At 67.6% G+C, this 13359-nt stretch carries 14 protein-coding genes and 1 pseudogene; 2 read left to right on the forward strand and 13 right to left on the reverse strand.

The window, feature by feature from the left end:
• Window positions 1-28: 28 nt before the first annotated feature.
• The 12 genes from E3374_RS02270 to E3374_RS02325 are packed head-to-tail and all read right to left on the reverse strand — an operon-like array spanning window position 29 to window position 10352.
• Window positions 29-256: an H/ACA ribonucleoprotein complex subunit GAR1 gene (locus E3374_RS02270; protein WP_136687279.1), complete on the reverse strand. Its 228-nt coding sequence runs from the start codon at window positions 254-256 to the stop codon at window positions 29-31.
• Window positions 256-534 (reverse strand): signal recognition particle subunit SRP19, encoded by a 279-nt coding sequence (gene srp19 / locus E3374_RS02275; RefSeq protein WP_136687280.1) that lies wholly within the window; start codon window positions 532-534, stop codon window positions 256-258. Before srp19 ends, E3374_RS02270 begins: the two co-directional genes overlap by 1 nt.
• A gap of 32 nt (window positions 535-566) precedes the next feature.
• The gene (locus tag E3374_RS02280; RefSeq protein ID WP_136687281.1) at window positions 567-2144 is read right to left on the reverse strand and encodes a cobyric acid synthase; all 1578 of its coding nucleotides are present in this window, start codon (window positions 2142-2144) and stop codon (window positions 567-569) included.
• 20 nt (window positions 2145-2164) lie between these two features.
• Window positions 2165-2917 (reverse strand): cob(I)yrinic acid a,c-diamide adenosyltransferase, encoded by a 753-nt coding sequence (locus E3374_RS02285; protein WP_136687283.1) that lies wholly within the window; start codon window positions 2915-2917, stop codon window positions 2165-2167.
• On the reverse strand, window positions 2914-4218 hold the full coding sequence (locus tag E3374_RS02290; RefSeq protein WP_136687285.1) for a cobyrinate a,c-diamide synthase: 1305 nt from the start codon (window positions 4216-4218) through the stop codon (window positions 2914-2916). Before E3374_RS02290 ends, E3374_RS02285 begins: the two co-directional genes overlap by 4 nt.
• On the reverse strand, window positions 4215-4940 hold the full coding sequence (locus tag E3374_RS02295; RefSeq protein ID WP_136687287.1) for an adenosylcobinamide amidohydrolase: 726 nt from the start codon (window positions 4938-4940) through the stop codon (window positions 4215-4217). Before E3374_RS02295 ends, E3374_RS02290 begins: the two co-directional genes overlap by 4 nt.
• Complete coding sequence (locus E3374_RS02300) at window positions 4933-5943, reverse strand: aminotransferase class I/II-fold pyridoxal phosphate-dependent enzyme (RefSeq protein ID WP_136687289.1); 1011 nt, start codon at window positions 5941-5943, stop codon at window positions 4933-4935. Before E3374_RS02300 ends, E3374_RS02295 begins: the two co-directional genes overlap by 8 nt.
• Entirely contained in the window at window positions 5940-6944 is a 1005-nt protein-coding gene (gene cobT, locus E3374_RS02305; protein ID WP_136687291.1) for a nicotinate mononucleotide-dependent phosphoribosyltransferase CobT, read from the reverse strand. The genes E3374_RS02300 and cobT overlap by 4 nt, the downstream gene beginning before the upstream one ends.
• Complete coding sequence (locus tag E3374_RS02310) at window positions 6941-7492, reverse strand: NTP transferase domain-containing protein (RefSeq protein WP_169051757.1); 552 nt, start codon at window positions 7490-7492, stop codon at window positions 6941-6943. The genes cobT and E3374_RS02310 overlap by 4 nt, the downstream gene beginning before the upstream one ends.
• Entirely contained in the window at window positions 7492-8232 is a 741-nt protein-coding gene (gene cobS, locus E3374_RS02315; RefSeq protein WP_136687295.1) for an adenosylcobinamide-GDP ribazoletransferase, read from the reverse strand. The genes E3374_RS02310 and cobS overlap by 1 nt, the downstream gene beginning before the upstream one ends.
• Window positions 8226-9200: an adenosylcobinamide-phosphate synthase CbiB gene (gene cbiB / locus E3374_RS02320; protein ID WP_136687297.1), complete on the reverse strand. Its 975-nt coding sequence runs from the start codon at window positions 9198-9200 to the stop codon at window positions 8226-8228. The genes cobS and cbiB overlap by 7 nt, the downstream gene beginning before the upstream one ends.
• A gap of 3 nt (window positions 9201-9203) precedes the next feature.
• Window positions 9204-10352 (reverse strand): PGF-CTERM-anchored ABC transporter substrate-binding protein, encoded by a 1149-nt coding sequence (locus tag E3374_RS02325; protein ID WP_136687299.1) that lies wholly within the window; start codon window positions 10350-10352, stop codon window positions 9204-9206.
• Between the two features lie 60 nt (window positions 10353-10412).
• Between E3374_RS02325 and btuC the strand changes: the two genes are divergently transcribed.
• Window positions 10413-11513, forward strand: coding sequence for a vitamin B12 ABC transporter permease BtuC (gene btuC / locus E3374_RS02330; protein ID WP_136687301.1), 1101 nt, complete (start codon window positions 10413-10415; stop codon window positions 11511-11513).
• Between the two features lie 68 nt (window positions 11514-11581).
• Window positions 11582-12769: pseudogene (locus E3374_RS02335) on the forward strand (ATP-binding cassette domain-containing protein); the annotation flags it as partial.
• Window positions 12770-12879: 110 nt separating this feature from the next.
• On the opposite strand, the gene E3374_RS02340 reads toward E3374_RS02335, so the two are convergent.
• Window positions 12880-13323 carry a MaoC/PaaZ C-terminal domain-containing protein gene (locus E3374_RS02340; RefSeq protein ID WP_136687305.1) on the reverse strand — a complete coding sequence of 148 codons (444 nt, stop codon included), beginning with the start codon at window positions 13321-13323 and terminating at the stop codon, window positions 12880-12882.
• Window positions 13324-13359 lie beyond the last annotated feature (36 nt).

Genomic DNA, 13359 nt, shown 5'->3' on the forward strand with positions numbered 1-13359 from the left:
GTCGAGCCTTCAGCCCCGACCCTGTTCGTTACCGGGCGTATAACGTTTCGCCGACGAGCGTCGGCACGTGGACGTCCTCGGCGGGTGTGACCGCGAGGTACGGTCGCTCGATGGGACCGAAAACGTCCACGACGCGGCCGACCGTTTCCAGGGATTCGTCGATGACTTCGGTCCCAATGTCGGGGTGCGTCTCGTCCTCACAACGAAGGACGGCCACGCCCTGGGCGACCCCCCGGACCTCGCCGGCCCGGCGCATCACTCGCGGAGCGCGGCGACGTAGGCCGCCACGGCCCCCAAGAGGTCACTCTTTGTCGCGTCCTCGGCGTCTTTGACTAGCACTCGCCCGCGGGGTTCGTACTCGCGTGGATAGGTCTTCTCGCGTTCGATCACCGCGTCGTATCCCACCTGCTGGACCGCCTGTGCGATCTCCTCGACCGTCGGATCCTCGACCGCCAGATCCCCAGAGACGCGCCGGCCCTCACTGCGCGTGAGGTCGGCGTCCAGCGCCGCCGGCCAGATGACGTTCTCGACCATGGCAGGGTGTCGTCGGCCCAGGGGTAAACGCCTTACTGGTCGCGCGCACCGATCTCCTCGAACGCCCCCACCACCGTGTCGAGATCGAGCGGCTTGACCAGTTCGGCGGCACGATCGAGCGGCTCCCGTCGATCAGTCCCACGATCGGGACGCCCGATGCCGGCGTCCGCAAAGACCCCCTCCAGAAACGCCTGGCGAACCGTCGCGCTCTCGAAACACCCGTGGAGATACGTCCCGAGCACCGGTCCGCTCGCAGCGCTCTCCGGGCCGATCGGTCGCGGGATGTCCTCGGACACGGCTGTCTCCCCCATGTGGATCTCGTATCCCGAGACCGTGCCAGTGGCAGCCGCGATCGGCCCGATGCCGCTGATCTCGTAGGTCGCCGCAGTCACGCGCTTCTCGGACCCAAAGTACGTCTCGACGGGAAGCAATCCAAGTCCGGAAACCACCCCCGTCTCAGTCGTGCTCTCGACACCGACGTTCCGGAGACATTCACCGAGCATCTGGTAGCCCCCACAGATCCCGACGATCGGCCCCGCGAAGTCTCTGATCACGTCAGCCAGCCGCGCGTTCCGTAGCGCGAGCAAGTCGTCGACGGTATTCTTCGTCCCGGGGAGAACCAGCGCGTCAACGCCTGTAGTTCCGCTGTCGAGCGGCAGGAACGTGACGCGGACGCCGGGTTCGCGGGCCAGCGGCGCCAGGTCGGCCACGTTCGAGAGATGCGGGAGTCGCGGGACGCCGATCGTGACGCTGGTGTCCGGTGGCACGCCGTCACCCTCGCCCCAGGTTCCGCGTTCGCCCGCCGCCGGCAGCGAGAGACTGTCCTCCTCGGGCAATCCCGGGTCGTCGTGGGACAGGACGGCAAGGACGGGGACACCCGTCCGCTCTTCGATCGCCTCGACGCCGGGTTCGAGCAACGAACGATCGCCGCGGAACTTGTTGATCACCAGCCCGGTCACCCGCTCGCGGAGGTCCCCTGGCAGCAGTTCGATCGTCCCATAGAGACTGGCGAAGACGCCGCCGCGTTCGATGTCGCCGACGAGCACGATTGAGGCGTCGGCAAACCGGGCGGTCTCGACGTTCGCCAGGTCGCGATCCTGGAGGTTGATCTCGGCGATCGATCCCGCGCCCTCGGCGACGATCACGTCGTGGCGGGTGGCGAGCCGTTGGTGGGCCTCGCGGGCGGCCCGACGGGCACGTTCCCAGTGGTCCTCGTAGTACGTCCCTGCGGAGAAGTGTCCCACGGCCTCGCCGTCGACGATCAGTTGACTCTCGCCGTCACCCCGAGGTTTGAGCAGCACTGGATTGTGGTCGGTCGTCGGCACGACGCCAGCGGCACGGGCCTGGACGTACTGTGAGATCCCGATCTCGCCGTAGGTGTCCGGATCGCCGTCGGTCGGCTCGTCGTCTGTTGACTCGCCGGCACTCGTCTCGATGGTGTCCCCGACCGCCCCTGGCTTGAATCCCACACGGGCGTTGTTGCTCATGTTCTGGGCCTTGAACGGCGCCACAGAGATGCCACGATCGGCCAGTCGCCGACAGAGCCCGGCGACGATCGTGCTCTTGCCGACGTGGCTGGCCGTCCCGGCGACGAGGACTGTTTTCGCCATAGTTTACGGGTTCGAATCCATCAATACTCGGTTCCCTTCCGCGCCGGGTGTCCCGCCTCTAACGGGTGGACCTGCTTCTCGACGTGACTGAGCAGGTCGGCTTCCCCTTCGAGGTACTTCGGGTACTCGTGGCCACCGGTCAAGACGAGTTCCAGTCCCTCCGGTTTCTCCGCGATCAGGCCGAGGACGTCCTCAGGGTCGATCAGGTCCCGGTTGGCCGCGTACAGCACCTCGTCAAGGATCAGCATGTGGACGCCGTCATCGGGATCGTCGTCGGGATCGAAGGGCGTCGTCAGATCGCTTTCGGCCGTGGCTTCGACGATCTCCCGGGCGCGTTCGAGCGCCGCTCGCGCCCGTGCGGCGTGCTCGTCGTCCTCGGTGTCGTCCATGAAGCCGTGCCAGCCGACGTGACCGGTGTTCTCGATCGTGTACCCGGGGACGTGTGCGATCGCGTTGAACTCCCCGCGGACGCCCTCGACCGAGGGGGTCCCACCCTTCATAAACTGGAGGACGTGAACGCGATAACCGTGGCCGGCCGCACGCAGGCCCATCCCCAGGCTGGCTGTCGTCTTGCCCTTTCCATCACCCCACCACGCCTGGAGGAGGCCGAACGCCTCCGGCGCGGCAGGTTTGATCGCCTCGACGTCCGGAACGGCATCGGGTTCCGGTTCGTCGACCGTGTCGTCGGTCGTCAACTCCTCGCCTCGACGAGTCGTCGAATCTTCTCCCTGGTCAGCTGTCGATCCCTCGCCGTCAGTGGTATCTCGTGTCATCGTGATCGCTCCAGAAGCGTGTCGAACGCGCCGCTCTCGGCGTGGACGTGAGCGTAGGTCCCCAGCGTGTCGTACTCGCGGAGGCCGTCGCGCCCGTCGGCGATCCCTTCGCCGTCCACATCGAACGCCAGTGCTGCGTCGCCGTCGAGAGTGGTCGTCGAGTAGTGGAACTCGTGACCCCGCAACGTGTCGCCGGCATCCCCGATCGGCGTTCGTCGACCGACCGTCAACTCCACGTGGCCCAGCGCCTGGTATCGCTCCCGCATCTCGACGGTCGCCGGAAGGACTCCTGCCATATCGTGAGTCTCGCCGTCAGTCGTCGTCAGCGATTCCGCGAGCACCATGAATCCACCACACTCACCGTAGATGGGAAGGCCCTGGGCTGCCTTCTCGGCGAGAGTGGCAAGTGCCGGGCCCCCGGCCAGTTCCGCGGCGAAGCGTTCGGGATACCCGCCGGGCAGGTAGACAGCGTCAGCCTCGGGGATGTCGTCGCCGGCGACCGGCGAGAACGTGACGAGTTCGCCGGCGGCGGCCAGTCGCTGCCTGACCGCCGGATAGACGAACCGGAACGCCCGATCACGGGCCACCGCGACGCGCGGTTCCTCTCCGGCCCCAACGGTCTGCCGCGGTCCGGGATCGGGTGCGGGCTCGTCGGTGATCTCTCGAAGTCGCTCGATCCGGAGGTGGGCCCCCGCCCGATCGAGAGCCGCCTCGGATATCGCCGCCTCTTCACCGAGGTGGAGTCCCAGGTGTCGATCGGAAATCTCCAGGTCCGAGTCGGGCAGGATCCGACCGCAATATTCGAGTTCGGATGGGAGTGCCTCGCGGATCGACCGCTCGTGGCTGCCGCCGTGGGCCTGCTGTGCGATCACGCCCGCGACGCGAACGTCCAGCCCGTTTCGTTGCGCGTACGCCCGAAAGCCCAGCGCCGTCGCCGCGACGCTCTCGGCCCCGGCACTGGCGTCCACGACGAGGACGACCGGGAGATCCAGGGTCGCGGCCACGTCAGCGGTGCTACAACGCCCGCCGTCGTACAGCCCCATCACGCCCTCCACGACGCAGACGTCACCCTCGCCGCGGTGGTAGTTCCGACACAGTCCATCCTCGCCTTCGAGCCATGTGTCGAGCGTCCGAGAGGGCCGATCGACCACGGTCTCGTGATGGCTCGGGTCGATGAAGTCCGGTCCTGCTTTGGCGGGCTGGACGGATAACCCTTCACGCTGGAACGCCTGCATGACTGCCAGTGTGGCGACCGTCTTGCCCACGCCCGAGGCCGTCCCCCCGACGATCAGCCCCTTCACGGCTCGAACACCTCCGCACGCTCGATTGTGACATCCCCGTGTTCGGCGTCGGCGACGCTGCCAGGCGGCTCCCGGTCGTCGTACCGCGACCGGAAACTCGCCGTGATCGCCTCCCGGACGCACGCTCTCGTCGCGCGACCGACGGGCGTGGCGCTTCCCGTGTACCGGGCGGACTCTCCGGCTGGATCGGAAGCGACGACGATAGCATCACTCGTCGTCCCGGTGAATCCAGCGAGTTCGAGAAGCGTTGCCGTCCGCGCCTCGGCGGCGATAGCGACCAGGTTCGCCATCCCCGCATCGGTCAACGCGTGCGTCGTCCCGACGAAGAGGTTGACCGTGCCGGGTCGCGGCGGTCCGTCCGGTCGGTCGATGTCCTCGGCGTCGACCCGCCGCTCGTCGGGGTCGAACAACAACGTCGTGGGGTTCGAGAGTCCGACAGTGGCGAGGACGGTGACAGGAGCGGCCCGGGCTCCTGTCGCATGGCGCTGGTCGACGCCTGTCAGCAGGACCGGTCCCTCCGCCGCGTCGAACCCGGCCTTGTCGAGTCGCTGTTCGACATCCACCCGGATGTTCGTCGGGTTCCAGCCCTCCGGGACCGTACAGTTGAAAGCCACGTCCGCCCGACAGAACCCGCCGTCCCAGCCCGTCGAGAGCCACCGGGTTTCCGGACGGGCGACTCGAAGGATGTCTTCGGATCGCGTCGTCTCGAAGCATTCAGACATCCGCGAACACCTCCAGCGTCCGGTCGGTCGCCGCCCGGTCTCGCACGGCGATTCTGACGTGATCGTCCAGTCCCCGGAAGGTGCGTGCGTCCCGGAGAGCGACGCCGTGTTCGGCCGCGGTGTCGAGTACCGCGTCGACGCCCGGATCGTCGACTTCCACCAGCAGGAACGGCGCCGCCGACGGGTAGATGTCGAACCGATCGCCCAGTCCGTCCCGAAGACGCTGGCGTTCCCGACGGACTCGACGACGGGTCGCCGTGACGAATCCCGATTGACGCATGCAATACCGGCCAGTCGAAAGCGCCGGAGAACTCACGTTCCAGGGCCGTCGGGCCGCGAGCATCGCTTCGCGCATCTCGTCGGTCGCGACCGCGAAACCGGCGCGGATCCCGGGCAGACCGAACAGCTTCGTCAGCGAGCGTGCGACTGTCACGCCCGGCGCCCCGGCAAGTGACACCTCCTCGGTGAACCCGAGGAACGCCTCGTCGAGAAGTAAGTGCGTGTCGGACTTGCGGCACCGCTCGGCGAATGCAACCAGGTCCTCGCGGGCATAGAGCCTCCCGGTCGGGTTGTTCGGGTGACAGACGATCGCCAGCGCGTGATCGGCTGGGTCGACAGTGAGGACTTCTTCGTGGGCAACGAACGACGGGTCGGCCCCCTGCAGTCGCGCCTCCCTGGCGTAGGACCCGAAACTCGGCGCGGGAACGAGGACGGAGTCGCCCGGGTCGACCGCGAGGTCGATGGTCAACCTGATCGCCGCCAGGCCACCCGGTGTCGGGACGACCGCCCCCGGATCACAGTCGACGTACTCGGCGGCCGCCTCCCGGTAGGCATCCGGCGGTTCGGTTGGGTAACGTTGGGCGTCATGGAAGGCTTCCCGGTAGACGTTTTCGACGCCATCGGGTGTTCGAGCGTTGACGTTCGCACTCAGGTCCAGCACGTCCGGGTCGTCGCTGCCGCCGTGTTCGACGCGGCCGACGTCGCGGGCCCGGTCGCGATTCACGACGGGGCCCCCAGCAGTCGGTCGTACAGTGTCACAGTTCGATCACGGACTGCGTCCAGGTCGATCCCGCGTCGCCGCGCCAGAGTGAGTCCACCACCCATCCCGACGCCCTCCTTGCCCTCGCCGGCCGCGAATCGCTCGATCCCGGCGTGTCCACAGTCCTCGAACTCGGGGTCGGTCGCCGTCAGCGAGAGGTCCAGCGCATCGGCCGTCGTCTCGACGCTCGCCGTGGGATCGTCGGCGACGTAACTGGTCGTGGCGAGTTCGAGCGGCGCCTCAATCCCGGCGTGGCGGACCAGCGAAGCAGCCGCGATAAGTTGTGTCCCGCCGGCGAGCGTGACTGACGTCCCCGCCGACAACGCGCCCGCGACCAACCCCGCGACGCTCGCGAGCACGGGATCGCCCTGCGAGCGGACGGCCCGCCGGGGGTCGCCGGCCAAATCGCCCGTCTCGAATCCGCTCTCGGCGAGACCCGCCTCGACGACTGCTCCCTTTCGCTCTGTGGGGTTCTCCGGCAACGACGAGGAGACAGACAGATCGACGCCGAGCGCCCGGGCGACACCCAACGCAGTGGTCGTCCCGCCGGGGATCGTCTCGCCGACGTACAGCCGATCGTCCGACTTGCTCGCGAGATCCTCGCCGATCGTCCGGGAGCGGTCCCAGATCGCCCCGGCGTTCGGGACCGGTTCCGCCGTCCGCGCGTCGCCACCCGAATCCGAGGCGACGGATCGCGTCGTGATCCCCGGCTCGACCGCCATTCCGGCATCAATCACTTCGACCTCGAACCCGACGAGTTCGCGGACGGCCCGAGTGACGAGTGCCGGGGTCGGACACCCGCTCGGACTGACCGGAACGGTCGGCGCGTCGATCGGTTTCCCTTCGAGGAGGATCTCCGCGTCAGCCGTCGGTGTCGTCCTCATCGCCCCCGGATCGGCCCCGGCGGCACTGATCCCCTCGATCCGTGCCGTCTCGGTCGTCCCGGCGACCAGCACGAACGTCACGGAATCACTCCCGAGCGAAGGAGGGCCTGGGCGATCCGTGCATCGCGAACCCGGTTGACGTTGACTGCAAGCCGCGGGTTCTCGAAGACGACACGTCGATCATTGGCGCTTTCCGCGATCACGTTGACACCTGCGGGGGCGATATCCGGCTCGTCAGGGATCGTCGTGTCGTTGCTTACACCGTACTGTCGTTTGCTCTCTGTCGGAACACATACTGTCATTGAACTACCTTCGAAGGAATTGCTGATCGAATCGACCGTTTTTCCGTCGAGTAACGGCAGATCGGCAGCGACGGTCAGGGCCGGTGGTTCGACCCGTTCGAGCGCGTACTGGAGATCGGCGACGTACCCCTCGCCCGGTGCGTCGATCGTCGGCAGCGTGACGTGCGCTCGGGTTCGCGGGGCGTGTGGGGATGTGACGGCGTAACACCGTTCGATCGAACTCGCCGCGAGCGCGTCGACGACGCGATCGACCAGCGGCCGCCCATCGATCTCGACGAGTGGTTTCTCCCGGTCGAGATCGAGACGGGTCCCGCGACCGCCACACATCAGGAGAGCGTCCACGCGATCACCCCCGCGTGCAGTCCGACGACCCGGGCGAGTTCCGCGGTCGCACCCATGACGTCGCCGTCGACGCCGCCGAGCGTCCGCCTGGCCCACAGGACGGTCGGTACGGTACAGGCCAGCGCCGCAGCGCCTGCGACGAACGCCGACGGATGCGGCCACGTCAGCAGGACCGCGGGGACGGCGACGGCGACCGGGGCGATCACGTTTCGGGGATCGAGACGGCCGGTGAACTGTGCGCCAAGGCCGTCGTGGGTGGCGGTCCCGAGACACGTCGCGAGCGCGACGGCACCCTTCGCCCCAACTTCGGCCGCAACGACGATCAGGACAGCACGCGCCGGGAACTGTGCCAGCGCGTATCCCGCTGTCGTCAGTGCGACGAAGACGAGTGCGACGCCGGCAACCGCGCCGACGCCGACGGTCGTATCGGCCAGCACCTCGCGACGGCGTTCACGATCGCCGTGAACGACGGCCGCGTCGCCCAGGTCGGCCACCCCGTCGAGGTGATTGATCCCAGTCAGTACATACAGCCAGGCGACGAATCCGAACGCCGCGGTGGCGGGCGGGACGGGCGCGAGCAACGGGAGCACCGCCAGGCCGCCGATCAGGTACCCGACCAGCGGGAACGTCGCCGGTCGCGACCGGAAGGCGTCCCACGCGGCCTCGTCGTGACCCAACGGCAACCGCGTGAGGAAACCCACCGCGCCGCGGATCGCGTTCAACATGGCGAGACCCCCACGACGAGCGCGAGCGCGTTCGGGGTGAACCGGACGCTCGCGAGGATAACGGCGACGAGTCCAGCGATCGCGCCCGCGATTGCGACGATCCGGACAGCCAGGATGGCCCCATCCACGTCCGGCAGTTCCGCGTCCGGGTTCAGAACGTAGACGCCGGGCTTCTCCAGGCGGACGTCCAGGACGGCGCCGAGCGTCGCCATCGGCCACCCGGAGTTGGGCGAGGGCGGCGCGTCCTGCCATCGTCGTGCGCTCCGGAACGCGGACGGATCGCGTGCGGCCACTGCGATGAGGATCGCCGAGAGTCGAGCGGGGAACCACATCACGAGGTCGTCCAGGCGTGCGCTCGCCCAGCCGATCGGTTTCCCGTGATAACCCAGCATCGAATCGAGCGTGTTGAGGGCCTTCACCCAGACCGCGGCGGCGACGCCGACCGACAGCGACAGTTGCGATCCCAGGACGAACGCCGAGAGCGGGGCCACGAACCCGTCCGCGAGGTTCTCTGCCAGGCTCTCGACGGCCCCGCTTCGGAGTTGTCCGGGGGAAAGAGACGTCGGGTCCCGGCCCACGAGGGCGAGAATAGCCTCGCGGGCGCGCTCGATGTTGGTCTCGCTGGCGTCGATCACCTCCCGGGCGCTGACCAGAAGGCGACGCAGACTGATCGTGCTGAATAACAAGAGGGCAGCGAGAATCGACCCTGCGAACGACGGGAGGGACGCGATCGTCACCGACGTGAGACCGGCCACGCCTGCGGGGGCGAGTACTGCGACGAGGACGCCGACGAGCCGCGGCGTCGGCCACTCCCGATCGAGAAGAGCGATCGCTCGCCCGAACAGGGCAACGGGGTGGATCGACTCCGGTACCTCGCCGACCGTGGCGTCCAGTGCGAGTGCGACGACGACACACAGCGGTGGCTCGACGCGGAACGCGAGTCCGGCGATCGCCACCCCACCACTCATATCTCAGCGGCTCCTGGCGAGCGCTCCAACGCCGACCAGCGCGAGAATCGCCGTCACGACGCCGAATCCGGGACCGGACGTCGATGTCGTGTCCGTGGCCGTCCCGAAGGTCTGGTTGGTCTCGAGTGTGACTGACTCGTCAGTGGTCCTTCCAGCAACCGTTTCCGTCGTGGCTTCGCGGTCACACACTGGCGAGGAGACGGAAGACGGATCGACGGTCACATTCGTGGTCGTCTCGGGGTGGAACGCCGTGGCCATCGTCTCCAACGGCTGGACCACACGCGGTCCCGGCTGGTGCATGAAGTTCCGTTCGACGCGAAGGACCTGACCCTCCTGGATCGCGGTCGTCCTGTTGATCTCGGGGCCTGACGGGACCTCGACCCCCGACGGGACGACGATCCAGTCGGGATCCTCGTTGACGATCACTTCAGTGTTGATGATGTCGTATTCGCTGATGTTAGCGGCGGTGGCGACGTTCTCTCCACCGGCCGCGTCGATGACGTCGCCGATAAACGTCTCCGATCCGGCCGTGTAGCCGCCACCCAGCGTGTAGAGGACTGTCGGTCGCTGTTCGTCCTCGGTCGCCGCCCGGTACGCTTCGAGCGTCGCCTGTGTCCGGGCACCCACCTCGCGAGCGGCGTCGTACTCGCCGACGAGTCGACCCGTCAGGTGCGTCTTCTCGACGACGTCGGCGATCGAGGCCGCCTGTTCGAAGCGATAGACCGTCAACCCCGCGTTCCTGAGTTTCTCGACGGCGTCCTCACTGACCACGTTCGGCGCGAGCACGAGGTCGGGTTTGAGACCGACGATCCTCTCGATCTGCGGTTGCCCTTGCTCGTTGACGACATTCTCCTTGTCCGTCGAACCGTCGAGATACTCGGTGTGATACCTGACGGGCATCCCGACCACCTTGTCCTGAGCCCCGATCTCCCACATCACCTGGGCGGCACTGGGCGCGAGAACGACCACGTCCTCGGGTTCCTCCTCGACAGTCACCGTCGCCCCGTTGGCGTCGGTGACCTCGATCGGATAGGCGCAATCGACGGTCGTCGGGCTTCCGTCGGGCTGACCGGCGGCGGGACCGAGGCCCGCCCCGACCAGCCCGGCGATCAATACGACCGCGGCGAGGACGCCGACGGCAGTTCGCCTCATGTACACCCGCTGTGAGCTTGTTCAATAAGTACTTACCTAATGCAACTCAACTTTCCTCCGATGCGGTTCGGGACGCGACTCCTCGGCTGGTCGGGCGGGCTACTGGCAGCCCTGTTCGGTGTGATCGTGGCGAGCGCAGCGATCGGGCCGGTCACCCTCGACGTGATGGCGGTAGCCAAAGCGACGCTCAACGCTATCGGGGTTCCGGCGGGACTGGCCATCGGTATCGAGGAAGGGGGGCTGGCAGGTATCACGATCCCCACGCCGACAGTCGACGTGAGTTACGCCTATCCCTTCACCTTCGAGGTTCCGGGAACGGCGGAGACGATCGTCCGGCAGGTACGACTGCCCCGCATCGCCCTCGGTGCGGTCGTGGGCTTCGCGCTGGCCTCGGCGGGGGCGGTCATGCAGGGCTTCTTCCGGAACCCGATGGCTGACCCGTCGATAATAGGCGTCTCTTCGGGGGCTGCTCTGGGTGCCGTCGCGACGATCGCGTTCCCGGTTGCCATCCCGCTGGGCCTCCAGACGGCCGCGTTCGTCGGCGCACTGGTGGCCGCCTTTGCGGTGTACGCGATCGCGACCGAGAACGGGCGGACGCCCGTCGCCACGCTGTTGCTCGCGGGCGTTGCCGTCCAGACGTTCCTCGGCGCGGTGATCTCCTATACGCTCTTACAGGCCGGCGAGAGTTTGGATCGGGCAGTCTTCTGGCTGATGGGTCACCTCAACAACAGCACGTGGGCCGAGGTCGAGGTGACGCTCCCCCTCGCCGTGCTCACCTTCGGCGGGTTACTCGCGTACGCCCGGGATCTCAACGTCCTCATGCTCGGCGAGGAGGATGCCCGGACAGTCGGGATCGCAGTCGAGCGGACCAAGCGCGTCCTGCTGGCGCTGTCGAGCATCGTCACTGCCGCGGCGGTCGCCGTCGCGGGCGTCATCGGCTTCGTCGGATTGATCGTCCCGCACGTCATGCGCCTGCTCGTCGGCCCGGACCACCGGATCCTCCTGCCGACCAGTGCGTTGGCGGGAGCGACCTTCCTCGTCGCGACCGACACGCTCGCGCGCTCGGGTCCCGCGGAGTTGCCCGTCGGGATCGTCACCGCTGTGCTTGGCGCCCCCTTCTTCCTCTATCTGCTGACCAGACGGGAGGTACACGAACTGTGACCGAACACACGATCACGCTGGAAGCCGTCTCGACCGCCCTCGGCGGGGTCGACGTGCTTGAGGACGTGTCGCTGTCGGTCGACCGCGGCGAGTTCCTCGGTCTCGTCGGCCCGAACGGGGCGGGAAAGACCACGCTCCTCCGGACGATCAACGGCGTCCTTGAGCCGGACGCGGGGACTGTCCGTCTGGGCGACGAACCGATCGACAGGCTGACCGCCCGTGAGGTCAGTCGACACGTCGCGACGGTCCCACAGGACACCTCGGTCGCCTTCGAGTTCTCCGTCGAAGACGTCGTCCGGATGGGTCGGACGCCGTACCGTTCGCGAACAGATATCGTCGCCGACGATGCGGATCGGGACGCCATCGAACGGGCGCTCGAACGGACGGCGATGCTCGACCTGCGGGATCGCTCTATCGCCGCGGTCAGCGGCGGCGAGCGCCAGCGAGCGTTCGTCGCCCGGGCGCTGGCACAGGACACGCCGGCCCTGGTGCTCGACGAGCCGACCGCCAGCCTCGACATCAACCATCAGGTGCAAGTGCTGGAACTCGTTGCCGACCTCGTCGACGAGGGGAAAACGGCCATCGCCGCGATCCACGACCTGGATCTCGCCGCCCGCTACTGTGACCGGTTGGCGTTACTCGCCGACGGATGTCTGCAAGCTATCGGCGATCCCGAGACCGTCCTGACGGACGATCACCTCCAGCCAGCATTCGAGACGCGGACGGCGGTCACGCCCGACGCCGTCACCGGCGCGCCGAGCGTGACCGCTATCGCCGACCCGCCCCGTGATCGCGACGCCCACGTCCACGTTCTGGGTACCGGCCCAACGGCCGCCCGCGCCATCACGAAGCTCTGGCAGGCCGGCTTCGACGTGACTGCCGGCCCGCTCCCCACGGGCGACACCGCCCTGTCGGTCGCCCGCGAACTCGACGTCGAGGCGATCGAGTCGCCCCCGCTCGCCGGTCTCGATGAAGATACGCTCCGGGAAGCACGCGAGCGCTGCCACAGCGCAGACGCGACGATCCTGGCCGACCCCGTGATCGGTCCGGACAGGCACGTCCTCGACCTCGCCGACGCCAGCGATCGTCCGCTCCTCGTCGGGACGCATCCTTTCGACGAGCGCAACCGGGCGGGCGAACGGGCACGAGAGCGGTATCGGGAACTCGAATCGCGGGTGACGACGGCGTCGATACACGGGCTGGTTCCGGCGGTCGTCGAATCGACGATCCCCGCGACGGCGCCTGCCGACGACTAATACGGATTATTGTAGATTGTTTCCGGATGACGCCGACCCGGGGGTCGACGGATACCGGTACATCACGACAATAATCCGTATGAGTGACGTCCCGTTCCGGCGAAAGCGGTTCACTCCACGGGCTCGCGTCGCGCGAACAGCCCCTCGACGATCATCGAGAGGACGACCTCGCCCTCACCGTTCGTGGTCGTCACCGCCAGGTCCACCCGGCCGCGTTCCTCGTCGAAGGGCACTCGATCCACGACCTCGATCTCCGCGGCGAGTTCGTCGCCCGGGTGGACCGGCGTCGGCCAGCGTAGGTCCTCGACGCCGAGACCGGCCAGGACCGCCGCATCGGCCAGGATCGCTTCGACCATGAGACGCATCGTCACGGCGGCAGTGTGCCAGCCGCTCGCGATCACTTCATCGAACAAACTCCCGTCGGGGTTGTCCTCGACGTGCATCGGCAGGGGGTCGAACTTCTCGGAGAAAGCGACGATCTCTTCCCCGGTCACGGTCCGCGGACCGGCCGTCCAGCCGTCACCGACGGCGAAGTCCTCGTAGTAAAACGTCATTGTCGCGTTGTCCGGGACGACAGAGGAAAAGCGACC

Source organism: Halorhabdus amylolytica (genome assembly GCF_004944975.1).
Taxonomy (GTDB): domain Archaea; phylum Halobacteriota; class Halobacteria; order Halobacteriales; family Haloarculaceae; genus Halorhabdus; species Halorhabdus amylolytica.

Excerpts from the sequence above, each read along its gene's own strand:
- E3374_RS02270 (WP_136687279.1), bottom strand. The coding sequence starts at position 256 with ATGCGCCGGGCCGGCGAGGTCCGGGGGGTCGCCCAGGGCGTGGCCGTC.
- srp19 (WP_136687280.1), bottom strand. The coding sequence starts at position 534 with ATGGTCGAGAACGTCATCTGGCCGGCGGCGCTGGACGCCGACCTCACG.
- E3374_RS02280 (WP_136687281.1), bottom strand. The coding sequence starts at position 2,144 with ATGGCGAAAACAGTCCTCGTCGCCGGGACGGCCAGCCACGTCGGCAAG.
- E3374_RS02285 (WP_136687283.1), bottom strand. The coding sequence starts at position 2,917 with ATGACACGAGATACCACTGACGGCGAGGGATCGACAGCTGACCAGGGA.
- E3374_RS02295 (WP_136687287.1), bottom strand. The coding sequence starts at position 4,940 with ATGTCTGAATGCTTCGAGACGACGCGATCCGAAGACATCCTTCGAGTC.
- E3374_RS02310 (WP_169051757.1), bottom strand. The coding sequence starts at position 7,492 with ATGTGTGGCGGTCGCGGGACCCGTCTCGATCTCGACCGGGAGAAACCA.
- cobS (WP_136687295.1), bottom strand. The coding sequence starts at position 8,232 with ATGTTGAACGCGATCCGCGGCGCGGTGGGTTTCCTCACGCGGTTGCCG.
- cbiB (WP_136687297.1), bottom strand. The coding sequence starts at position 9,200 with ATGAGTGGTGGGGTGGCGATCGCCGGACTCGCGTTCCGCGTCGAGCCA.
- E3374_RS02325 (WP_136687299.1), bottom strand. The coding sequence starts at position 10,352 with ATGAGGCGAACTGCCGTCGGCGTCCTCGCCGCGGTCGTATTGATCGCC.
- btuC (WP_136687301.1), top strand. The coding sequence starts at position 10,413 with ATGCGGTTCGGGACGCGACTCCTCGGCTGGTCGGGCGGGCTACTGGCA.
- E3374_RS02340 (WP_136687305.1), bottom strand. The coding sequence starts at position 13,323 with ATGACGTTTTACTACGAGGACTTCGCCGTCGGTGACGGCTGGACGGCC.